The following is a 22,204-nucleotide window of genomic DNA, read 5'->3' as shown; positions in this document are numbered from 1 at the left end:
AAAGTTGACCATGGCACTATTTCCTACAGCGTCGCTTTTCTCGATTGCCATGCCTGCAATAAACTTATTGGTTTCATCGACATACGCTAAGCACCATTCCCCTGTTTGTCCCATTACTCCGGTTTCAAACCACGCTCTAGCCCACAAGTAACAAGACTGTGCTGCAGTGGGCAATACAAGCTCTTTACAAGCGCCGTAATAACCGCCGCCATTATTGGTAAAACTACTCGGTAGTTTCCCTAACCAGCCGCCATAATCAGTTATAGACGACATTGTCGTCACTACTTTTTTAGATTGATTTTCATAAAAGACGGAAGCGTCTTTCCAATTAGCGAAAGATTTTCCGCCGTCTTTCTCGAATATGGTTGCCATTTTCTCTCGGACTTCACCATCCGCTTCATCCATATAACCTAATTGGGTGAGGAAGGTCGCTTGGTCTTCATGAATGCCTATTGCACTCAGATATCCTGTTTCCGCATTGTTATGGAATTTCAATTGTAATGGTGTGTCTACTACGCCGTCATAATTGATGTCCATGGATAAGATGCCATTTTCATCTGGTTTAGCGGTAGTTGGGGTTAACGTTAGATCATGGGCTATGCCATCAGGGACTAGCCAAGTGATAGTACCATTGCCGGAATATTCTTGATCGCTAAAATTAATTTGTCCGGTAGGAATCGCATAATATACTTTTTCAGTCTCGTTCCCAAATATGAGTGGTTTTGGTTCGGAGACGGTTAATATCTTTTCTAATTCCTTTTTTTTGTCTAGCAAATCGTACCTCATACGAAAAGGCATAGATATTTCTAAAGAGTTTGCCGATTTTGATACAAAATGCTGACCATTTTGAAATCCGATTTTTTGCAATTCTACAGATACATTCCCGCCAATATTCCGTTCGAAACCTGTTAGCACATCTAGATATTCTGAAAGATTATGTCCGTTGAATGTCACGCTTAAAAACATGATTTACCCCCTTCCCCAAGCTTTGTTTATCATTGTTTCTTTTGCATTCATTTCATTCATAACAGTTGGGGTGACTAATCTACCTACCGGGGTACTATCCATCATTATAATAGTCTGTTTATTCACTAATTGACTTAACAGATAAATCATTTGATTGTACTTTTCTTCTGATTTGCCCAGTTGATTAGCAACAGCAGCTTCCACATAAGCCATCAAATCGCTTAAAGGTGCAACCGCTTCTTTTCCAGCTTCACCGCCAACCATTAAACTATTTCCATTTTGCCCGAAGACAGTTGGTTTGGTTAAAATACCTCCGTTAGCGTACCAATCGATAGATAGTTTAGGGATACTTCCTTTCAACAAATCTCCAACACTCCAACCGCTCGGACTGATACCGAAATGTGGCATCGGAATATGAGGCCATGAAATAGAAAAATTGAAGAATCCTTTTATTGCGTCAATAGCACCCTTCACGATGTCTTTCGCCGTGTTGATTGGCCCCTCAATCGCAGATTTAATGCCATTCCAAATACCGGTAACTGTAGATTGGATGCCACCAAAAACACTAGAGATAGTTGAACTAATACCGTTCACTATACTGGACACAATACTGCTTGCTTGATTAATGGCGCCAGAAATGGCCGAGGTAATCCCGTTCCAAATACTGGAGGCTGTACTCGCTATTCCATTCCAAATACCTGAAATAAATCCGCTTGCGCCACTCCACAACCCTTGAATAACGGCTATGCAAGATTGAACAACACTTTAAATAGTTGTAGTGATAGCAGACCAAACACTGCTCGCCACCGCAACAATGGATTGCCACAACCCCGATAGCCAATCGGTAAAGCCTTGCCATAGACCTTTTAGCCAGTCTACAATCGTGCCCCAGTTTTGAAAAATTAGAATAATATAGGCGATTGCCGCAGCAATAACTGCCGCAATTCCGAAAGCTGTAGCCCCTATGGCCATGATGGCAGCGATTATCGGCGCTATAATAGCAATGACTGCTGTTAACCCTCCAAAAATTAATATAGTATTTTGCACAGGTTCTGATAGTCCGTCAAATGCGGAAGTTAAATCGGAAAACCAATCTAAAACAGGCTGTAAAGCTGTCAGAATCTTAGTTCCTATTTCTTGTAGTGAGGTGGTGAACGTGTTTAAACTAGCTTGCCACTCTTGTGAAGGGTCTTTTTCGCTTGCTTTATCTATTGAACCTGAAACATCATCAAAACCCTTTTCGACATCAAAAAGGGAAGTTGCAGCACCAATCCCTAAATCTTCAAATTGAGTAGACAACAAAGACAATGCTTGCTGCTGTTCAGACGGTGTCATTTTTTGTAAATCTGTTTGAATGCTTGTGGCTACATCAGAAACGGTGGCTTGACCATCTTTCCATTTTTGGAAAGTAGACTGCGTTTCTTCGCCAAAATTACTCAACACACCTTCAAGCGATCCGTCTCCCATCCTGATTTGAAGCTCTTTCACTGCATCAGCGGTTTTATCCGTGTTCATTGCGCCGTTTTCCATGCCGTTTTGTAAAATCGTTAACATTTCATCGGCTGAATATCCTGCTTGAGCAAATAAGGGTGCATATTCATTTAGAGTATCCATGAAATCGCCTGAATAATTTAAATTGTTTTGATATCCACTAGCCACTAAATCAAACGCAGTTGTGGCATCTAAACCGAAGGCGTGCATTAATTGACTTGCACCTTTAACGTTTTCTTGAACATCGGTGCCTGTCCGCTTACTTAGATTAATAACTTGTTCCGTTAATTTACCTAAATCTTGATTGTTTAATTCAGAAAAAGAAGACTTCATTAGTGAGGTAGCTTCTACCGCTTCGTCAATCGAATCTGTAACTCCAGATTCGAACACGTCTGTGGCGATAGCCTTCAACTTTTCCATCTCTTGGCCACTTAAATTTGTGGTAGCGTTCAATGTCCCAAAAGCTGAACTAAATTCCAATGCACTATCTTTTGCGTTCGTGCCTATTTCTAGGACTTTATCTCCAACACTAGATAACAATTCTGTTGCCTGCATCATTTTACCCGATGATAAACTGTCGGCCATGTCAGATATAGAATCGCTCGCTTCGTCAGCTTTAGGAGATAGCTCTGCTAAATCCGACTTCACTTCGTTTAACGAGCCTCCATCATCAATTTTATCTAGGGATTGTTTCATTTTGCTTAAATCAGTTTCAGTACCAAGCGCTTCTTTTCCTATTTTGTTTAACGCGACTTCAAGTTGATCACTAGTCGCTGTTCCATTCTTGATGGCCGATACCATTCGATTGCCTAAAATATCAGAAAAATCATCAATGCTTTTTCCAGTTGCTTCAAAAAAAGTATCTAATCGCTTGGTATTTTGACTAAGCTTGTCTTGCTCTTCTTGAAGTCCGCTCAATTGCCTTTTATACCCCGCCAAACTTTGCTCAGTTGTGACGATTTCCCGCTGGAAAGCACGATATTGTTCTTCGCCTATTTTTCCTGATTTGAATTGAGCTTCAACTTCACCTTGAGCAGCCTTTAATTGTTGCAACTTTTGGGAGGTGTTTTCAATTGATTTCGTTAGCAATTCTTGTTTTTGGGCAAGCCCTGTAGCGTTTGATGGGTCAAATTTTAATAACTTATTGACATCTTTTAGTTCGGAATTGAGTTTTACCGACGTGCTATTTACACCTTTTAGCGCCTTATCCAACCCAGTTGCGTTACCATCAATTTCAATTGTAATTCCTTTTATTGATTTATTCGCCATCCTTTCACCTCCCTAAAAGTTATTGAAATCATCTTGCGTAGCCTTTCGACTAACCGCTTTTTCTGACGGCTTTTTGGTCTGTGAATCTATCCATTCTTGAATGTGGTCTAAGCACTGACCAATATTCATTTTTTCCATATCGTCAATAGACAATCCGACTTGTCTGCAACAATAAAAAAAGGATTCTTCTGTAAATGGTTCATCTGAACCACTTACTTGATCCACTTTTTTTTAGATGCGATACTCGCTTCTAGCAGTCCGGCTACTTCAGGGAATACTTCCGCAATGGGCATAGAATCAAAGTTATCTAGCCATTCCATTGGCGCAGGAATAGTGCTATCAGCCGTTTTAGCTAACACCCAAATGAAGTTGTAAATGACTTCAAAATCCAAAGTATCTAATTCAGAAAATGAGATATCCATCAAATCAAATTCGTCTTCTTCTTCTTCGTTTTTACTTCCTGAACTTCCAAACTTTGCTAGTTTCAATAGTTCCGCAAAATAATCTTTTCGAAACTGAGCTTTATACCGCAACGGTGTAGCGGCAGTCGATTTTAAGCGAACTGGCTTGTCATCAATATAAATCGTTTTTTCCATGTATTTTTCCTCCAAAAAAAGAAGGATAGCGATTGCTACCCTTCGGCTGGTTGTTCTCCCACAAGATAAACCGTTTTGAACCAATCAGCATATTTAGCTGATTCTTCGCTAGTCGTCTGCGTTTTGATTAACTTTTTATCTTTGTAAATGAGCTGCTTCGATTTAAAAGGCAATTCTACCCCAGTGATATCTTTACCAGTTTTTGATGAAACCGTCGCACGACTTCCGTTGCAATAATAAATAAGGTGTCGGGTTTTAGTGACATCCCCATCAAATTGGAATAGCAAAGCAAAAGGACTGAACTTTGCGTCGGCCAATTCAGTGATTGTTCCTGCTGTTGTATCTTCTTCTTCACCTAAAATATCTTTGCGGAAAGACAACGGCATATTTGCAATCGTTAATGTACCGCTATATCCGTTATTCTCATCCGCTGAGAAATAGCGAGAATCGTTATCTGCCGCAAACTCAATCGCATTACTTTCTGGATCCATTGTAAATTCAACTGACCCTTTAATTGGCACAGGTGTTGCAAATGTTGGGACGCCATTATCCCCAAAAGTTAATTTTGCGTAATGAGCATTTTCTAACCCGTAGGTCACTTTATTTTCTTTTGTTGCCATGTTTCATCCTCCTAAATTACAATCTCATAAGCTACTTCATACATATCTTCTGTATTTAAATAACTTTCATAAGAATCGTATTCAATTTTGTTACTGTCAAAAACGGCTTCTAGTTTTCCTTCTAGTTCTGAGTCTTTTTCTTCTGAATATAATTCAATAGTCACGCTGCGAATCTTAGCATAGTTATGATTATCAGCTTTAAGAGTTCCTTCGTTACTCTCGACATAAAACAAAATGTAAGGCAAATCAGGTACTTCGCCAACTTTAAACGCACGATAACGAACTGGGATTGCCATACTATCGAGCAACGTTCTTAATTCAGTTAATGTCATGATTTTATGGCCTCCTCTGTTCGTTTTTCCATAGATGCAATAGCCACTCTCTCTGCATCAATAATGTGCGGTTGTGCTTGAGTACGACCACCATTCCTTTTTGCATGACCTTTTTCAAGAATGTGGGTGAGTCGATAATCAGTTGAATTATAAACGACGTATCCAGTTCCGTCCTTCTTTTTTCTCCAACCCTTAGCATACTTACCACGCCTGCCTTTTGGGCTGCTAGAGCGCAGATAATCAACCGTTTCATCTGCTACAGTCTCTTTTATGACTTCTAGCTCTTGCTTAACCTCCTCTGTGTATTCAGCGAGAGATTCCGCAATAAGATTGCCGATATCCATTAGCTCAACCCCTTTTTTGATTTGAGTTTAAGCTCAATTTCTTCATTTGAAATTTTATAGGTATTCACAATCTGATAAGGGACCCCATCAATTTTCACAAGTTGCTCATTGTTATATTCAAAAGAATGAATAACAATAATCTTAGAAATTTCAATATTGGATTGGCCAGCAATTAATAATTCTCCCCTAGAAATAGGCTTTTCGTATCCTAAAAGCTCTAATTCTTTGTATTTGGGGATTTCGTCACCACTTTTGTTGGTTTCAAAGCCATCTTGTTGTAACAAACTGATTTCTAAATCCCAGTTATCCATCACTACCACCGCCATATTTAATTATCAGATTACGCAAACGATATTCAAGATTACGTGGCATGGCACTAGCGCCTTTGTTTTCATAGCGAAAAGCTGATAAATCAACTACAAACATTAGATGAGTTATATTTGATTCATCTAGCTGAATGCCTTTTTCATCGATTAATTCATTTTTCACTCCATCAATTATTTTTTTTAACAACTCGTCACGGACTGTCGTTCTATACCCTAAAGAAGACTTGACAAGGGTTAGTGCGGATTCTTCAAAACTGCTACTAGTTGGCATTTTCTCCCACTTCCTTAACTAAAGGCTGGCCCCGAAGATTATCAGGCGAAAGCAATTCATCTAGTCGAGCTTTTTTCGTACGTCCTTTTACGGGATAACTATCTCCTTTGCGATAGATATGCTTTGTTTCCTTATCAGTAAAATCAACTAAAATTTGATATTTCATGGATAGTCTCCTTTCAAAAAAAGTAAAAAGAAGGGATGAATCCCCTCTTTTATCCTTCGGCAGGCGCTGCGGTGTATGTGATGTAGAAGCCAGCTTCTGAATCGGTTTTCTTCACGTCGTAACGAATAACAGCAGCTAATAATTTCCCATAAATGTTATTATCAACCCACTCTACTGAGGTTTGTAATCTGTCGAAAAATCGTGCAAAAGAAGCTGCTTCGCCAACGAATCCAACCATATCCCCAACTTTTGTTCCGATGACATCGTCATCCAAAACAACTACTTCCTTACCTAAAAGGACTTTACCGCTTGCAGCAGTAATTGATTCTTGCAGCAAATACCGTCCGTTTTTGTCTTTTAATTTATCCAGTTCAGCATAAAGAGAAGCCGATACAATAAACTTGACGTTTGAATAGACTTTTTTAATTTCTTTGTTTAATAAATCTTTCAACCCATCAACTCCAGTGACAGTTTTCGCAGGAGCTGTCTTTAAAATTGCTGCGATATCAGCGTTCACCGTATCAAGAGATTGCGTCGCAATTTCATCACGAATTAAACCTGTAATATCATAATCAGCATCATCAATCACTTCTTGAGAAATTGGAATGTACCCACGGCGTGTTGCAATTTCAAATGTGATAGGAGAAAAAGTTGGGTTAGCTAATTTAGGATTTTCTTCCAACTCTGCTACTGTATGCATCTTCGTACCTGATTTTTTGATTACAGGAAACTTACCAGTTAAACTATTAACAGGTGTTACTTTCACGTATTTTTTTAGGTCGATAACATCTTCCGGAACCATTTCGGGCGAAAGTAATTCTTCAGGGATTAAAGCCCCGCCTTCAACAGTAGTAAAACCTAAAGACTCCGCTCGTTTTTCTCCTTTAGAATGAACAAAGTCATTAATGCCAGATCGTAATGCTTCAATTCCTTCGGCACCTTCATTCGTTTTCACAGTTTTTCTTTTCATTGAGCGTTTGCTCCTTTCTTCTTCATCAATTTTTTGTGGGCTGTCATCTTCAATTTTTGCTAACTCTGCCTCTAGATCAGCTTTTTCAGCTTCTAGGTCTTTGATTTCGGCATCTAATTCTTCGATTTCGGTTGTTAATTCATCCGCTGACTTTTCAACCTCTTCGACATCTTCGGGCTTTTCGGCCTCTTTTAATGCCGCTTCTAAATCAGTTTTACGTGTTTCTAAAGTCGAGCGCTGCTCCAATAATTCTGTAAGCTTTGTAGAACGTTCATTAATCTTCCTTTTTAAAATAAGTTGTTTTAATGCCATATAATTTCTCCTCCAATTTTGATTTTCTTTTTTCCAATGTTTTCTTTTGCGCCGATTCAATCTGCTTGCTTCTCGCCTCTACTGCAGTGTCTTGATAGGCAGGAAACGTGACGACTGATACTTCATACAACTTGATGGATTTAATAATAAACTTGACGCTTCCATCAGAATTTTGAATCATCTCTTCATTCAAAATGTCAAAGCCAAAAGAACATTGGTCGACATCCCCTCGAAGAACTCGAGAATATAAATTCAGAGCTTCTTGGTCGTGTTCGTTCACCCGAATTTCTCCATACAACCCTTTTTCATCAACGGAAAGCCTTAGCGTGGATGATTTCGTACGTCCAAGCACCTTTGATGTGTCATGGTCAACCAATGCTTTCACATCGCTTAAATCGACACCCGACAAAGCTTCTGGTGCGACTTCTTCAAATACACGGTCATAAAGCTCTGTTTCGGAATTGAATACAATAAAATAACCACTGATTAGTTTTTCAGCGGCCTCCGTATCGATAGTCAATTCCCCGTTATCCCTCACCTGAAAGGAAGTTCGTTTGTTCATTTATTCCTCACCCCCTTTCGAGTTATTTTGGATCAATTTATTCTGCTTCGTTAAATCATTTTGTTTCAAGTAATTTTCTAAGACTAACAATTCATCCATTTCTGCATCTGGAGGCATACCTACCCAATTACGCAATTCATTGCGACGCAGTGAATTTACCTTAACCATTTCTACTCCAGAACTCACTAAATCTGTTAGGGAATAGTTATACAGGCTTCTTGGATTGAAATTGAAATACATCGTCGGGTCAAGAATCAATTGATTTAGCGTTTGTTGAATAGACTGAGCAAACGATAAAATCTTGGTATTCACAAAGTTGTTATACTCATCTTTGTTATACGTTCCAACTCCTAGCAAAAAAGGCGGTACGCCTAATAATGAAGCCACAGTCTTTTTGTCAATTTCTACTGCTTCATTGATAGCTAAATCCTTTAAAGAAAGGGGAGTGATTTTCTCTACTTTCATCATGCCGGCGGGAATAATCCAAGGAGCACCTGTTTTTTTTCTTGCAAGGTACCGTTTTTCGATATCTTCTTTCATTTCCTCGCCTTCAATATCCGAATCAGTGTCCAATGATATGACAATACTTGGCATATATTCTTTACTCATAAATGCCTTTTTTGTCACATAGGACTGTTTCAGATTACCTACCAAATCTTTTAATGCAACTTTGTAGCTACTCCCAATAAACGGGAGGTTAGGGTCAGGGTTTATCACAAAATGCAGTAACGTTTGCGGATCGTATTCTTTAGCTCCGATATTAATGGTGTAGTCGTCTTCTCCAATATTGAATGACACATTACTTGGTGCTATCGGAGTTAACTCTTGCAAAGTAAGGCCCTGAAATACTGGCTTTACAACTGCATTCCCACCACCTTCTAACAATAAGACTCTCGTGAGCCAAGCAATAAAGTTTTTTCGAGTCATATATCGATTTGGCTGGATATCCACTACTCGGGATAATTCGTTAATCACACGCTTGTCTCCTTTTTCAGAGTTTTGCATTAATTGAATAGTCATACTAGACACCATATCTGAAATACGTTCTACTGCCATCCTAACTTCTGGATTATCAGATAACCTAGTGTAGTTCTCTGAAATCAATTCTTTAAAATAATCCGGCGTTGTCACGACAATTTTTGAGGCTTCCTGTTGGTCTGAACGTTTGTTAATCTTCTTTCTAAACTGAAATGCCATTTTTTTATTTTCACCTCCTTCAAGATAGTGCGGAATAGAACTTAAATTCCAAACGCTTCTCTCGTTTGCTTGGTTTCACCACCTTCAAGACTAGCGACACAGGCAAACACGCTTGCATCAAACAAATCAATTCGCTGATTGGGCAATACCTTTTCAAATTGAATCATGTCGTCTGTCTTTTCTATGGCTTTTACGTTCGACACGCAATACTCATAAGCTCGACTGTGCAGATAATAGAACTCTGCATTTTTAGTTTTGACCTCAATATGTCGAAAGCCTTCTGATTTTCGAGTAAATACCTGCGGAGCATCTCGCATTTTGAACTTCGCTTTTTTCTTTTTTAAGAAAAACTCACGACCAAATTTTTTGTCAAAGTGTACTTCTTTTATTTTGAATCCTACTTCACGCATAGATATAAACCACTTCACGATGTCGTCATATAATACCGTTGGTGTATTACTTAAAGTCGCCCATCCCTCTTCTGACCACTCAAACAATGGGATATTATCAATTTCGGCCTTCTCGATTGCACCAGCACGAGGGAAGAACGCATGAGTTATCGCAATATCGATATTGCTTATCTGTTCGTTACCTTCAGAATCTTTGTGTTTATAATCTCTGAGTGTGCCGTACAAAGCGCCCGCCGTTAAATCATGGAGTTTGGACAAATCGGCCCCTCCATACCAACTAACCGGAAGTTTTGTTAACTCCTCTATTGTCCAGTCAAACTGCCCATCCGAATATTTAAACTCATCAATATCAAAATAAGCATTTTCTGCAGTTGTAAAGATATTCAACGTTTTATTTAAAAATTCCGATTTTAACTGCGGTTCTATCATTGCTTGTTCAGCGTCACTTATCAACTCGTCAAGTGTTGTCGTTTCGTTTAGTGAAGGTGTGACGGATTCTAAAACTTGCGGATCATCAAGTGTAGTTACTTCATGGGTAACTGGATTTAAGAGGTTGCCTTTTTTGTCCTGCTCAGCCATACAAAGATAAATAAAATAATTGTCATAAGCATTGCTAACTATTTGACCGTCTAAAACCTTTTTAAGGGTTTGAATACGTTGAGCCAAGAAACCATTTGCGACATCACCGGCAGTTGAAATACCGATTAACAATTTATTTCGATAGGCTTTCATCGCATTTTTCATTAATGTGTATTTTTTCGCACCTGCTCGTTTCCAAGAATGAATCTCGTCCAAAATCAAACAGTTACAGTTAAATGAGTCTAATTTATCTTCTTGGTTGGCTTTTGCAATTACCTCGACGCTATTATCTCCAAAATTAGCCAAAATTGAATGTTCCTGATTATTATCACGAATCCTCAACTTAGGTAACTCTTCCCTTAAAAACTCTACGTTATACGTTAAGAAACCAAAAGATTCTTTCGTTTGGTCTATCGAATTAGCCAAGATATATACTTTACTTCCTGAACTTCTATCAAGAATAGACTTAGCCCATGCTAATGAGGTAGCAAAAGCCGTTTTACCTTGTTTTCGAGGTAAAAAAATAAGCGCTTCGTTAAAACGCCTGATGTTTGTGCCTTTGGTAAAAAAGCCAAACAGATTCACAATAATAAATTTTTCCCAAAGTAATAGCTTTAAAGGTTGGCCGTTTAAATCTTCGCCTTTTAGGTTTTGGCCTTGTTTGTGTTTAACTGTCCCTTCAATTAGACCAATAACAAAATCGAATTGTTCTTGTTTGAAATCCCATTTTTTCGATTTTAAATCATCTAAAAAGCGTTGCGCAGCTTGAACACGCTCAATATTCACCAACGACTTTCCTTTGACTATGTCTTCAGCATACTTCTTAACCGCCTTGAAGTGCGGGCTAGTGAGTTTCATCTAACCACTTCCGCTCTGATTGAGAAATTGAGCAAGCGTGGATTGCTTAGAAGGTCCCTTCTTTGCACCAGAGACATTTGTTTTTGGGTTCAACATTAGCTTGTCAGAATAGACCCCAATATCTTTTCTTAAGGTTTCTAAGGTTGCGAGAATCGGGCTTTTTTTACCATCTGATTTTTCAGTTTCTATCATGACTTGATACCCTGATTCTTCAAACTCGTTGGTTAAATAATTATATTGATGCAACATATCCACAAACACGTCAATCAGTTGTGTATATTGAACTTTGTAGACACCTAGCTCTTTCATTCTCTTAACAGTTCGCCGTTTAATTGTGTCTTTTGATGGTAAAAGTTTACTCAAATTCTCACCTACTTTCTTAGCGGAAAAAATATTTCTGAATATCCCGTAAATTTGGAAATAGCTAACCTGCCCGTTCCTTTTTTTAAATTTAAATTATTTTGTTTGAAGGGGGGGGATATAAATTTTCAAACTCAGCTTTTCTTTTGGTTTGCCACTCAATTCCTAATTGTGTTGGTTTGTCGGTTAAGCGATTGTGCATCTTGTTATGACAGTCATTGCATAAGCTAATGAGGTTCCAATTAACCAATGCTAATGCCGAATAGTCTTCATAAAAATATATATGATGAACAGTCTTAGCTTCCTTAGTTTTGAAGTATCGTTTGCAGTTACAGCATTCGTACTTATCTCTACGCAATATATTTTCACGCTTTCTCTTCCAACGTGTTGATTTGTATAACTGTTGGTCATACTCTTTACTCATTGATTAAACACCTCACCTGTTAGTAGATTAATAGATAAGAATTTCTGTTCTGGTTCGTCTCTACTTATCATGTATGAAAATGTAATTAAATTCATTCCCGTTCCACCTGAACTACTGGTAACATAATGTCTGGACATAAATACGACACCAGCTTCTTGACCTTTGATGTATAACCTAGGTACCTCTCTGTTTAAGTCATAACTAATATCATCTTTAGATAAACGTTCATTGATCCTATAATCTGGTTTATCATTCCGAATAAAGTCATCTGTAAATCTTCTGACTACAATATCATCGTCTCTAAATTTTCCCAACGCTGCTAATAATCCAGGTCCTTGAGTAGCTGAGTAATCAATTAACAATTTCTTTCCACCAATCCCATCTGAATTAGATAGAGAAATTCTAGCCTCTGGATAGATTCTCCTTAACTTTTTAGCAAACCAAGGTGAACTGACAACGATTGTATATGAGCCATCTTCTATATAATCATTTAAAGTCTTACTTACCACCATTCATCATCCCACTTTCTTTGATTGCCAACGATAGTTCATTCGATCATGCCTCTTGTTATGACAATCCTTGCATAAAGTTCTAAGGTTATTAATATCCAATGCAAGCTCCGGATAATCTTCTAGCTCTTTTATGTGATCTACTTCTAGAACTGAATCATATTGAGTAGTAAGTTTTCCTTCGGCTTTGCACCATTGGCATTCAAAGTGATCTAACTCCAGCCGTTTCTTTCTTAGATGCTTCCACTTGCTTGACGAATAAAACTTTGCTCTGGTCTCTCTTGTTGAGGTATCCATATACTCGAATCTCCTCGCTATTGAATACATAGTATAATCAATACTAAAACAAAGTAGCCCTATCCCTTGTGGTGCTTAGGATTGGGCTACTCTATTTGAATCTATTAAACTACCGATTTTGTACAAAATAAAAACAGCCACGAGGGCTGCTGTTAATACTAAACTATTCTACATCCTCTTTAGGCATAAAGAATCTAATAAATTCTATCCCGAATTTAGAAATTTTAAGCTTATCTTTAGCCTTTAATTTCAGTTCGCTCTTAGATGTTAACTTTTTCAGCTTAGCATTTCTTTTTCCAGATAAAACAGATAAGATGCTATTTGCCACATCTCTTAATTCGTCAACACCAGCGATAATGTTCTTCAAATCTTGTTCTAGTTTGTCATCATAATCATTTTCTAACAAACCAATCCGAAGAAGATTTTGTCTTACAGCATTATATTGAGAATTATCTATGTCAAATTTTTCAGTAACATCTCTATAAGTTGCCGGATTTCCATCTATATCGTAAAACATTGTTTTCACTCTGTAACTTAGTTTTAATGTTTCAATATCCAAGATAGTCAATTTGTCTAATGTATCAAAATATAAGTACGCAGTGTCAAAAGAAGGGTTCTCAACTTCAAGTAATTCTGAGTATCCATTAACTAGATACTTAATTTTTTCTTCTTGCCATGTATTAGAAACTTTTTCCACCATCATATTGAATATATCATCTAATATTTGTTTGTTTTCCTCAGACTGTTTCTGAAATTTTACACTTAACTCATTGTTTCTTTCGGATAATTCTTTCATCATCAAATGCATATTCTTTAATTTTTTATTCAATCTGAAACTACTAATCGCTGGACCAATTGCAGGAATCATATTCCCTCCAACTTCTACCATAAACTGTCCTCCAATCTCTGCGACAGCTCCTAAAGATAAATCAGTCAAAGCTTCTTTGCCTAACTCTTTTCCATAATCTGCGGAAGCTTCTAAGAAAGATTCAAATAAAAAGCTTTTAAAACCATCAAATTTATCACCCATAAAATCACTCCTTTTTATAAGAGTATTTTATAGTAGTTAGAACATAATAAAAAGACCGCCGAAGCAATCTGTTATGTACTGGAGATAGCTTAGATTAAAGACATTAAATGTTCTTGAACTATCTCCGACAAGCTGTTTCCGCACCCTGTTTATTTTTTATAGTAACCAAAGTCGCTGATGCACAATCTTGGCTACTGTAATCAGTTATCAGTCGCACCGACGAACGCTTTAACTAGTATGTAGTAATTGAGATTCCGTGGCTGATAACTGATTTGTGAGCCTTAAACATTCATCTAACATGTAGCGGCATAAATACTATTTTGTATATATACACTAGAGAACATTTCTCTGATTAAAAATTATCCCAAAATGCCAGCTACAGGCTTTTGACCAGAAATCTGCTCAAGTCGTGTATACCAAGGTAAATTGCCGTTAAAGACATATTCAGGCATGTCTTTTCCATTATTGTCTTTATAAATTCTTTTCAAAATTACAATTTCATCTCCGTGCGCTATATATTTTGCACTAGTACCATCAAAATAGTACCCATCACTTGAACCTTTACCGTTTGGTCTCCAATAAATACATTGCATAGTTGTTTCTCCTTTCGAAGTTTCACCTGAACTTCCTTTTAATAGTTGATAAATACTATCTGCTGCTTCAATTCTTAATGCAACATGTGCTAAATCAACTCTTGGCCTTTCCCAATGAGCACAAAAGTTTGCTGCTGCTGCCGTAGTGCTGCCTGACTGCTTAAATTGATCAAGTGATTGTCGACTAACAACAGTCGAATGATAGGCAGTATTACCAACAGTTGACCACTGACCCGTTTTATCACCTTGGGCAATGATTTTTGCCTGTCCTGCTACAGTTTCTGCTTCAGCATTTGATATTCCTAAAAGGCTTGCTTGCGAATAAAGGTTGCTTTTAGGTGTCCATTGTCCTAATCCGTATCCGCCGCCACCATTTTCGTTAACATTTGGATTGAGAGAAGATTCCGCATACAGATTTCCGATTAGGCCTGCAGCTGAATTATCATTATAGCCAAATTGTTTTAAAATACCCCAGATTACTTTTGCCGTACTAAGCTGATTTGTAGTAAAATTTACCATTGTTTAACCTCCTTCCTCAATTTTTATTCAAAATAATTACTAGGTTCTAATCGTTTACTAAAATACATTAAAATTAGATTTTATAGATTATTTTGATACTACTATCTTACCCTGTAAATCCGTACTGAAACCGCCAACTTTCCGCCAAAAAACCGCCAAAATTATTGTTGGTCATCTGAACTCTATCAATTTCCCATTTCTATATGCCTCGGCAAATTCAACCAGCGCTTCACCTTTCATCCGCTCAATACTTCTTTCAGAATACCCAACGTCTCTGCCAATTGCGTAATTAGACATGCTATCGGGCGCACAGAACGTTGAATAAAGTATTTGCCTGCTAGTTAACCCTAACGACATTAAAGCGGCTAAGATTTCATTGCGTTCAGCCTCAGCGTCTGCATGTTGCAGCATTGCTTCTTCGACCCTGTTCCCGTAGCTGTCGCTTCTTGGCATATTTGTAATAATTGGTGACTTGATATCAAATGACGAGCGTCCGGATATCCTATCGAGCCTACGGTAGTTTTTCAACACTCTTTTAGCATTCATTTTAGTTTGTCGTATATCTATTTCTCTAAACAAAGTAACCAAGCAATCCCGCCCCTTTTTTGGTATAATTAGGTGTCAGATAATTATGCCGAGCTAGAGCTTGGCTTTTTTTGTTACAAAAAACTATATTCGCATATTTCTTGCAACAGCAACTAATGCTGTGCCGATTCCTTCCAGGATGTTTGAAAAGGCGTTGTTTATTCCTTTCAAAACTTCTGCTGGATTGTAATTCTCGTATTGGCTTCTGTATTTAAGCAACATAGACTGCCGTTGCGTGATTTTAGTTTAGCAACCCTACGGTGTCGGTTATTCATAAATTCCGCTCCTTAATTTTATTTGTTTAATTCATTCATCTGGCATCAGCTTAACTGCTGTGTAGCACTTAGAGGGATTTTTTCTCGCTTCAAACCTCTTCCTGCCTGTTGGCGTTGCAAGAAATCTGACACTGTCTTCTTTAACTCCTAATCGTTTTGCACACTCAGCCAGTGGAGCGATAAAGAGAAAAGTATCGCCCTTGTATATTGCATACTCAATCATTGCAGTTCCTCTACTATGCCGCCTAAGATATCTGCTTCTTTTTCGGCTGATTTCCTATCTTTATAAATTTTGGCGTTGTGCAATACCATTCCTGCTTGATCGTTGAAGACAAAAGTTGCTATAACTTCGGAATAGCCGGCAAAATATAAATTTCCTAGTTTGATTACATACTGCATTCACTTTCTCCTTTCTGAATCTGTAAAAGGGGTGGTTAGTAAACTTTTCTATTATTAATTTTGGATGTGGCAAAATATTTAAAATTCAACAAAACTGTAAACTAGTTGTGATGGCATTTTTTAAAACTTGCGAATAATGATATAATTTTACTTAACGAAAGAGAGGATTATTTATGACTAGAACATTAATTATTGGTAATGGTTTTGATTTACAATGTGGCTTAAAATCTAGGTACAAAGATTTTTTTGAATCAAACCTTTATAAAGATATTGACCTTTTTTTTGATTCTATTAACTATAGCTATTCTAAAATGCAAACCTCTAACGGATTAGAGCACATTTATTTCAAAAGTTTTGGAGGCAACGAATTAACTCAAATAAAAACAAATCCCTTATCTCCAGAAAATTATTCTGTCCCTGATACCTTAAGCTCGCTTTCTTTCTGGGATTTACTATTTTTTTTTGACAAACAACGTTTACCTCAAGAATGGAATATAGTTGAAGATAGGATAAAGGAAACTTTATCTGATAATAGAAAATTAGCAAATCTTTTTCAAAAAATTCAATCCCGGAGTTTAGAGAATAAAATATCAGCTGTTTTCTATTCTTTTTTTCCGAGTGATAGATGGCAACAATTTGATAATCATTTTGACTTTTTATTAGCTGAGCTCCACATATTTGAGTCAAATTTTTCTGAATATATTTTAAATGAAGTAGAAACTAACCCTCAATACTATTTCAACGCAAGGAATTTAGCAGAAACTCTATTACAAATTAATGGAACAAATAATGTTGTCTCAAAAAATGTACTATCATTTAACTATACTCAGCCCTTTTTGGAAGACAATTTAAAAAAAACAGAAAACTCTACGGGACTGCTTTTCGAATACTCAAACAATTCCATAATTAATATTCATGGTACGGCTGAGTCCAGTGACGCAATCTTCGGAGTCGATCCGAAGGGTATTTCTACAAAAAATCCATTGTTTTTCTTTACCAAAACTTATCGGCAACTTGTTACCAACAACATCTCTAAATACTCTCAGATGAAATTTGATTCATATAATAATTGGTTGGTTTTTTTTGGCCATAGTTTATCAGAAAATGATTATTCTTATTTTGAAGCTATCTTTGACAAGCTTGATTTATATAATTCCAGTACAGTTCTAATTTTCAAATTCTCGATCTTTGATAAGTCTAGAGAAAAAGAAATCGAACTTGATATGATAAACAAAGTGACACGTCTATTAGAAGCCTACTCCTCTACTCTTAATAATCATGATCACAGAGATAACTTACTTTCCAGGTTATTAATTGAGAGAAGACTTTTTATTAGTGCCATTTAGTTAGATTTAGGATATGAGTGTCACAAAACAATAGATTATTCAATTTTTTAGTTTTAAAATTTTAAATACTTTATTTTCTTCCTTTCTGAAGCTGTTAATACAGCTTTTTTTCTATTCCCTGAGTTAATTGATTAATTTAGTATTGTAACAACAACCGATTTTTTTCTCTGCCATTCTTGCTAAAGTGAGTTAAAGCGTGAGTTAACGGACTCGCTAATTTGATTGAATCTTCAAATAGGTTTACATTACTTTAAATATTACTCAACTGTGAAAAGTTAATTATGCTATAATTTTTATTAACAAATACACTAGTGAGGTATTCCTATGAAAAAATATCTTTTCTATTTATTGCTTTTAAGTTGCTGCGCAACGTTATTTGGCTGTAATGATACTGAAACTCTTTCATCCAATATAGAGGATAAGCAAATAAATCAGGATGGCCATACACAAAGTCTTAATGATTATCTTGGATTATGGCAAAGTCTTGACGATATGGGAGATAAATATATTTTCTTATCTCAGGGTGAAGACCAACAACTATTTTATGGATCTTCTGATGATATAGAAGAAGCAAAAAATAAAACAGTTAAACTAAATATTTCCGAATTTAATGGTTCATACCTAAATGCTTTAAATAAAGATAAGGCTACTGTTTATTCATTTATCAAGGAAGATAAATATGGTAGGACTCTTCCTGAAAATGAATTATTATTATGTATTGGTGTCAATACAGATAATTCTAAAGTCGAAAGTGAGGTAGGAGTATCCAATTTAATGGAGTATAAAAAAATCTAAATATTCACTTTTCGATAGATTTTTAAACATAAATTTTAATGTGACCACTTGTTATGTTAAACCTTCTTATATTTGGAAGGTTTTTTTTGTCCACAATTCCTTCCTTTTGCTGACTACTTATAAATTCGGTCATACCATTTGTAAAATTCTTCATCAGTTGACATATCTTCCAAAGGACAACCGCTTTGGTGGAACCACCAACCATCACGCCATAGAACTTTTGTAAACTCTCTATGACTAAGTCTTTCCATATCGTCAAATCCTGAGTAACGTTTGACCTCTACATCAATATAACTCTCTTTGGTATCTGTTAAATCAAGTGTTTGGGCTTGCTTCATTGCTTCTTTACTGTTCTTTGCCCATACAATCTCATTTCCGACATCAGGATCACTTTTCAAACCAATTTTATAAGCTTTCAAATTTATACCTCCTCCCGGTGGGTCAAACCCCACGTTTATTCACTGACCTCTACACTTGCAAAATTTGCGGGATTGATTGACACTAAGTCTCTTGAGGTTATGTCAGTAAAGACAAAGATATTCTCGTTCCCCCGCCGATAATTTTCAATGAATACTTTCCAGTCAGATACTGAATGTTCATCTGTTTCATAGGTCTTATCAAAATATGGATTGTTAGTTTTAATTTTCATGATTATTCTCCTTCAACATTTCTGAATTCTCATAAATGTTCCCAATTACTTCTAGTTCAAACAGCGGATAAGTTCTATTTGGATCCCCAGACCAAGCACCTAATGGAGTATCATAATAATCACATCCTGAGCTTTTAAGCATAAAACTGCAGTCTTCCCAAATAACATCAGTTAGATACTCTTCAAAATTCTCATTTGTGACCTCGATTATTTTTAGAATATCTCCCTCATAAATACTTGTTCCATTCTTGTCTATTACACCTGTGCATTGACCAATGCTTTTATCAAAAACGTCGTAGTTTCCGCCATCGGAATATAATACAAAATCAGCAGAACGTCCGATAGTTTGTGCAAATTGTTCCGAAAACTCAATTTCAAAGATTCCGAAACCATATACCCATTGACTACTTACCATGCTATCAACTGCATATCCTCTGAACTTGATTTCGCGCATAATTTTCTCCTCTCAGTCTGCTAAAGCCACAGTTTATCTACTCAGCTTTTTTTATAAACGGCAGTTTCATGTCTTCTTCCGAAAAATCATGAATCGTAGCTAACTCTTTTTTAACTGTATTGTGGACAACATTGTATTCCTTGACCCAAGCGCACATTCGCCAATTGTTAATTCCAAGGCTCTTGGCGATTTCAGCATTGGTATAACCCTTGCTTTTCAAATATAAAAAGTTTCCTCTTGTTAATGAATTTAGCCACATCCTGGGAAGCGGTGGGCGTTGCCTCGTTATTTTTTCATGTTTTACATTGCCTAGCCCTGTTGCTTCTGTGTACTTCACAACTTCAGCCGCTTTCTCCGGGTTTTTATCCCAATCATCTTCTTGGATAAGGTAATACAACCCTAAGCGTTTTTGCCTTTTTTCCTCAATGCGTTGTTTTGAAATAACCATATAAACCTCCTAACCAAAATATTTTTCATGCAATACTTTAAGATCGGTGTCACTAGTGTCAATGTAACCTTGTGTGGTTCCGAGGTCTTCATGACCTAGAAATAGCCTGATTTTGTTAATATCAAGATCTTTCTTATACGCTAAGGTCGCTGCAGTTCTTCGAAACTTGTGAGGGTGCGCATGAATACCCACTCTATACGCAATAGCTTTAATAATTTTCTGAATACCGGATATACTACATTTATTTTGATTTTTACCTAAAAGAATAGGCCCTAAATCGTGCGGAACTTCCCTTAAATAATTTTCAACGGCCAACTTAGCCTTAGCGTTCACAAAAACAGTTCTTTCCTTGTTCCCTTTTCCAATGACAGTTATGGATCCTTGTAGTCGATTGTAATTACCTAATTGAAGGCTACAAAGCTCTGAAACTCGACAGCCAGTTGATAGAAACAGCTCTATTACAGCTTTTTCTTTTACTGTTTGAGTAGCATTTCGTATCATTTCAATCTCATAATTCGTGAATGCTTTTTTTAACCGCTTTGGAACTTTAGTCTTTTCCACTCTGTTATCTATATTTTTAGATATAAACTCTTCAATGTGAAGCCATTCAAAAAATCTGCATATAGAGCCTCTTTCTCTGGCGATTGTTGCCTTTGAGACCTTATCGATTAATTCTCGATTAGCTAAGTAAAATCGGATATCATTTGTTGTAACATCGTCAAATGACTTTTTAACAGTCGCTAGAAAATGATTGATTGTCCGCATATAGAGTTTGATTGAGCCCTCAGCTAACCCTTTTAACTTGAGGGAAATAAAATATTGCTGATAGGCTGCTGTGTCTCCTGTTGCATCATAAACCATGAGTTCATTTTTGCTCTCTGCTATATCATATTTTTTTAATATTAAGGTCATTACTAGTTTAACTTTGCGTAATTGCTCACTATTAAATTCATGGTCCAAATTAGCCAAAAGATCATGTATTAGTTTGTCTTTCATAATACTTTTCCCCTTCTGTTCTCACAGTAACTGTCAAAAGGCGCTTAATATTGTCAGCCTGGTCCCTTCACAAAATCTTTCAACATATCATCGAGTTCAGCTTGCCTTTCTGGAGAAATTGACGCTACCGATTCAATTTCTTTTTTATTCTTCATCCAACTTGGTACTTTTTCTTTTTTATTCTTGCGACTCTGGCGATAATTTGATTGACTCTTATCTTGCCTATACTGTTTTTCGTACTCGTTTACTTGTTCAACAGTATTGACATTCGCATTCTGCCAATTCCTAAGAACCGCTTCAAGGAAGTTGATTGATTTATTCTTTGGCACATCATTTGTGCCAGCTATACGGATTGCTTCGTTTACCAAGTCATCTGAATAAGATTGAATTAGTTCTGCTAAGTCTTCAGTTTGAAATGCATTAGGAAACTTCCATAATTTCTGATAAGAAACCACGGACTTCCAAATTTCAGGTTCGGCAGTTGCTGTTGTCTCTTTCTTTAACTCTAACTCTATCTCTTTCTCTAACTCTATCTCTGGTGGATTTTTGTCTGACTTTTGTCCGGACATTTGTCCGTCTATTTTTAGTAAATTATTCTTTTCGTTTTCTATCCTCATACGATATTCCCTTTTGCGATCAGCTTCCGTACTGGAAGTACCTATAAAGTTTTGAATATCAGCAAGGTAAATAGCACCGTTATCTAAAATCTCCATTAGTCCTAAATCACGAAAGATAGTGATAGCTTTTTCGATATCTCCCACACTATGCCTCGTAACTTTAGCTAACATAGTTGAATTAAAAGGGATTCTTTCGTTAAACATCAAGCGTCCTTCATATTTTAAACTCCTAAGATACAATTTCAGCAATATATTAGAGTAAACATAACCGTCAGGCATACTTTCTAATACAATCATTTCATCACTATCAAAGAAATTATCTTTTAACTTTAGGTAATAATATTTTTTGTTGTCTGACATAATAGAGCCCTCATTCATTCCTAATTTCACGATATTTTTCACTTAATTCATTTGTACTAAGCTTCGTATAAATCGTGGTAGTTGCTATGCTTTCGTGTCCAAGCATTTGTTGTAAATCTGTTGAATCGCCACCGTTTGCGATAAATTCTTTTGCAAAAAAATGTCTTACAGTATGCGGATAAACTTTTTCTTTTTTTACCTTCGCTTTACCGGCAATTGTCTTCAAACGTTTGCGGTAAAAATCTTGCGACTTATGAAAAATAATGGTTGAGATTCGTC

General features: G+C 36.7%; 31 protein-coding genes and 1 pseudogene. 2 read left to right on the top strand and 30 right to left on the bottom strand.

Annotated elements, in window-relative coordinates:
* The 23 genes and pseudogenes from AC1Z3S_RS18725 to AC1Z3S_RS18615 form a co-directional block, all read right to left on the bottom strand.
* On the bottom strand, window positions 1–966 hold a 966-nt coding region (locus tag AC1Z3S_RS18725; RefSeq protein WP_461741640.1), incomplete at its 3' end, for a distal tail protein Dit.
* Between the two features lie 3 nt (window positions 967–969).
* Complete coding sequence (locus AC1Z3S_RS18720) at window positions 970–1,695, bottom strand: phage tail protein (protein WP_461741639.1); 726 nt, start codon at window positions 1,693–1,695, stop codon at window positions 970–972.
* A 36-nt stretch (window positions 1,696–1,731) separates the two neighbouring features.
* Window positions 1,732–3,726, bottom strand: coding sequence for a phage tail tape measure protein (locus tag AC1Z3S_RS18715; protein WP_461741638.1), 1,995 nt, complete (start codon window positions 3,724–3,726; stop codon window positions 1,732–1,734).
* A gap of 212 nt (window positions 3,727–3,938) precedes the next feature.
* Window positions 3,939–4,322: a hypothetical protein gene (locus AC1Z3S_RS18710; RefSeq protein WP_461741637.1), complete on the bottom strand. Its 384-nt coding sequence runs from the start codon at window positions 4,320–4,322 to the stop codon at window positions 3,939–3,941.
* A 35-nt stretch (window positions 4,323–4,357) separates the two neighbouring features.
* Window positions 4,358–4,942: a major tail protein gene (locus AC1Z3S_RS18705; RefSeq protein ID WP_461741636.1), complete on the bottom strand. Its 585-nt coding sequence runs from the start codon at window positions 4,940–4,942 to the stop codon at window positions 4,358–4,360.
* A gap of 11 nt (window positions 4,943–4,953) precedes the next feature.
* Window positions 4,954–5,274 carry a hypothetical protein gene (locus AC1Z3S_RS18700; protein WP_461741635.1) on the bottom strand — a complete coding sequence of 107 codons (321 nt, stop codon included), beginning with the start codon at window positions 5,272–5,274 and terminating at the stop codon, window positions 4,954–4,956.
* A complete protein-coding gene (locus AC1Z3S_RS18695) occupies window positions 5,271–5,618 on the bottom strand; it encodes an HK97 gp10 family phage protein (RefSeq protein ID WP_461741634.1) in 348 nt (115 codons plus the stop codon). Before AC1Z3S_RS18695 ends, AC1Z3S_RS18700 begins: the two co-directional genes overlap by 4 nt.
* Window positions 5,618–5,929 carry a phage head closure protein gene (locus AC1Z3S_RS18690; protein WP_461741633.1) on the bottom strand — a complete coding sequence of 104 codons (312 nt, stop codon included), beginning with the start codon at window positions 5,927–5,929 and terminating at the stop codon, window positions 5,618–5,620. The genes AC1Z3S_RS18695 and AC1Z3S_RS18690 overlap by 1 nt, the downstream gene beginning before the upstream one ends.
* A complete protein-coding gene (locus tag AC1Z3S_RS18685) occupies window positions 5,922–6,215 on the bottom strand; it encodes a hypothetical protein (RefSeq protein WP_461741632.1) in 294 nt (97 codons plus the stop codon). The genes AC1Z3S_RS18690 and AC1Z3S_RS18685 overlap by 8 nt, the downstream gene beginning before the upstream one ends.
* The gene (locus AC1Z3S_RS18680) at window positions 6,205–6,381 is read right to left on the bottom strand and encodes a hypothetical protein (protein WP_461741631.1); all 177 of its coding nucleotides are present in this window, start codon (window positions 6,379–6,381) and stop codon (window positions 6,205–6,207) included. Before AC1Z3S_RS18680 ends, AC1Z3S_RS18685 begins: the two co-directional genes overlap by 11 nt.
* Window positions 6,382–6,430: 49 nt before the next feature.
* Window positions 6,431–7,663, bottom strand: a complete 1,233-nt coding sequence (locus tag AC1Z3S_RS18675) for a phage major capsid protein (RefSeq protein ID WP_461741630.1) — start codon at window positions 7,661–7,663, stop codon at window positions 6,431–6,433.
* Complete coding sequence (locus AC1Z3S_RS18670; RefSeq protein ID WP_461741629.1) at window positions 7,626–8,225, bottom strand: HK97 family phage prohead protease; 600 nt, start codon at window positions 8,223–8,225, stop codon at window positions 7,626–7,628. Before AC1Z3S_RS18670 ends, AC1Z3S_RS18675 begins: the two co-directional genes overlap by 38 nt.
* Window positions 8,226–9,422 (bottom strand): phage portal protein, encoded by a 1,197-nt coding sequence (locus tag AC1Z3S_RS18665; RefSeq protein WP_461741628.1) that lies wholly within the window; start codon window positions 9,420–9,422, stop codon window positions 8,226–8,228. It lies immediately after the preceding gene.
* 41 nt (window positions 9,423–9,463) lie between these two features.
* Window positions 9,464–11,269, bottom strand: coding sequence for a terminase large subunit (locus AC1Z3S_RS18660; RefSeq protein ID WP_461741627.1), 1,806 nt, complete (start codon window positions 11,267–11,269; stop codon window positions 9,464–9,466).
* Entirely contained in the window at window positions 11,270–11,632 is a 363-nt protein-coding gene (locus AC1Z3S_RS18655; protein ID WP_461741626.1) for a P27 family phage terminase small subunit, read from the bottom strand.
* 88 nt (window positions 11,633–11,720) lie between these two features.
* Window positions 11,721–12,053: an HNH endonuclease gene (locus AC1Z3S_RS18650; RefSeq protein WP_461741625.1), complete on the bottom strand. Its 333-nt coding sequence runs from the start codon at window positions 12,051–12,053 to the stop codon at window positions 11,721–11,723.
* The gene (locus tag AC1Z3S_RS18645; protein WP_461741624.1) at window positions 12,050–12,565 is read right to left on the bottom strand and encodes a hypothetical protein; all 516 of its coding nucleotides are present in this window, start codon (window positions 12,563–12,565) and stop codon (window positions 12,050–12,052) included. The genes AC1Z3S_RS18650 and AC1Z3S_RS18645 overlap by 4 nt, the downstream gene beginning before the upstream one ends.
* Window positions 12,556–12,859: pseudogene (locus tag AC1Z3S_RS18640) on the bottom strand (HNH endonuclease). The gene AC1Z3S_RS18645 and the pseudogene AC1Z3S_RS18640 overlap by 10 nt, the downstream one beginning before the upstream one ends.
* A gap of 163 nt (window positions 12,860–13,022) precedes the next feature.
* Window positions 13,023–13,889: a hypothetical protein gene (locus tag AC1Z3S_RS18635; protein ID WP_461741623.1), complete on the bottom strand. Its 867-nt coding sequence runs from the start codon at window positions 13,887–13,889 to the stop codon at window positions 13,023–13,025.
* A 359-nt stretch (window positions 13,890–14,248) separates the two neighbouring features.
* A complete protein-coding gene (locus AC1Z3S_RS18630; RefSeq protein WP_265460330.1) occupies window positions 14,249–15,001 on the bottom strand; it encodes a phage tail tip lysozyme in 753 nt (250 codons plus the stop codon).
* A 171-nt stretch (window positions 15,002–15,172) separates the two neighbouring features.
* Window positions 15,173–15,589 carry an ArpU family phage packaging/lysis transcriptional regulator gene (locus AC1Z3S_RS18625; protein WP_461741622.1) on the bottom strand — a complete coding sequence of 139 codons (417 nt, stop codon included), beginning with the start codon at window positions 15,587–15,589 and terminating at the stop codon, window positions 15,173–15,175.
* 303 nt (window positions 15,590–15,892) lie between these two features.
* Window positions 15,893–16,084 (bottom strand): hypothetical protein, encoded by a 192-nt coding sequence (locus tag AC1Z3S_RS18620; protein WP_461741621.1) that lies wholly within the window; start codon window positions 16,082–16,084, stop codon window positions 15,893–15,895.
* Complete coding sequence (locus AC1Z3S_RS18615; RefSeq protein WP_461741620.1) at window positions 16,081–16,260, bottom strand: hypothetical protein; 180 nt, start codon at window positions 16,258–16,260, stop codon at window positions 16,081–16,083. The genes AC1Z3S_RS18620 and AC1Z3S_RS18615 overlap by 4 nt, the downstream gene beginning before the upstream one ends.
* A gap of 173 nt (window positions 16,261–16,433) precedes the next feature.
* On the opposite strand from AC1Z3S_RS18615, the gene AC1Z3S_RS18610 reads away from it, so the two are divergent.
* Both AC1Z3S_RS18610 and AC1Z3S_RS18605 read left to right on the top strand, forming a co-directional pair.
* Window positions 16,434–17,606 (top strand): AbiH family protein, encoded by a 1,173-nt coding sequence (locus tag AC1Z3S_RS18610; protein ID WP_461741619.1) that lies wholly within the window; start codon window positions 16,434–16,436, stop codon window positions 17,604–17,606.
* A 324-nt stretch (window positions 17,607–17,930) separates the two neighbouring features.
* Entirely contained in the window at window positions 17,931–18,401 is a 471-nt protein-coding gene (locus tag AC1Z3S_RS18605; RefSeq protein ID WP_461741618.1) for a hypothetical protein, read from the top strand.
* A 113-nt stretch (window positions 18,402–18,514) separates the two neighbouring features.
* Here AC1Z3S_RS18605 and AC1Z3S_RS18600 read toward each other — a convergent pair whose 3' ends face one another.
* The 7 genes from AC1Z3S_RS18600 to AC1Z3S_RS18570 form a co-directional block, all read right to left on the bottom strand.
* On the bottom strand, window positions 18,515–18,820 hold the full coding sequence (locus AC1Z3S_RS18600; RefSeq protein ID WP_461741617.1) for a hypothetical protein: 306 nt from the start codon (window positions 18,818–18,820) through the stop codon (window positions 18,515–18,517).
* Window positions 18,821–18,855: 35 nt separating this feature from the next.
* Window positions 18,856–19,050, bottom strand: a complete 195-nt coding sequence (locus tag AC1Z3S_RS18595; RefSeq protein WP_461741616.1) for a hypothetical protein — start codon at window positions 19,048–19,050, stop codon at window positions 18,856–18,858.
* Complete coding sequence (locus AC1Z3S_RS18590) at window positions 19,040–19,504, bottom strand: YopX family protein (RefSeq protein ID WP_461741615.1); 465 nt, start codon at window positions 19,502–19,504, stop codon at window positions 19,040–19,042. Before AC1Z3S_RS18590 ends, AC1Z3S_RS18595 begins: the two co-directional genes overlap by 11 nt.
* A 37-nt stretch (window positions 19,505–19,541) precedes the next feature.
* Window positions 19,542–19,952 (bottom strand): hypothetical protein, encoded by a 411-nt coding sequence (locus AC1Z3S_RS18585; protein ID WP_265458689.1) that lies wholly within the window; start codon window positions 19,950–19,952, stop codon window positions 19,542–19,544.
* 9 nt (window positions 19,953–19,961) lie between these two features.
* On the bottom strand, window positions 19,962–20,948 hold the full coding sequence (locus AC1Z3S_RS18580; RefSeq protein WP_461741614.1) for a tyrosine-type recombinase/integrase: 987 nt from the start codon (window positions 20,946–20,948) through the stop codon (window positions 19,962–19,964).
* Window positions 20,949–21,001: 53 nt separating this feature from the next.
* Window positions 21,002–21,925 carry a phage replisome organizer N-terminal domain-containing protein gene (locus AC1Z3S_RS18575; RefSeq protein ID WP_461741613.1) on the bottom strand — a complete coding sequence of 308 codons (924 nt, stop codon included), beginning with the start codon at window positions 21,923–21,925 and terminating at the stop codon, window positions 21,002–21,004.
* 10 nt (window positions 21,926–21,935) lie between these two features.
* On the bottom strand, window positions 21,936–22,204 hold a 269-nt coding region (locus AC1Z3S_RS18570; protein WP_461741575.1), incomplete at its 5' end, for a tyrosine-type recombinase/integrase.

The organism is Enterococcus sp. LJL90 (assembly GCF_056924355.1).
This window is presented reverse-complemented; position numbering and strand designations above follow the sequence as displayed.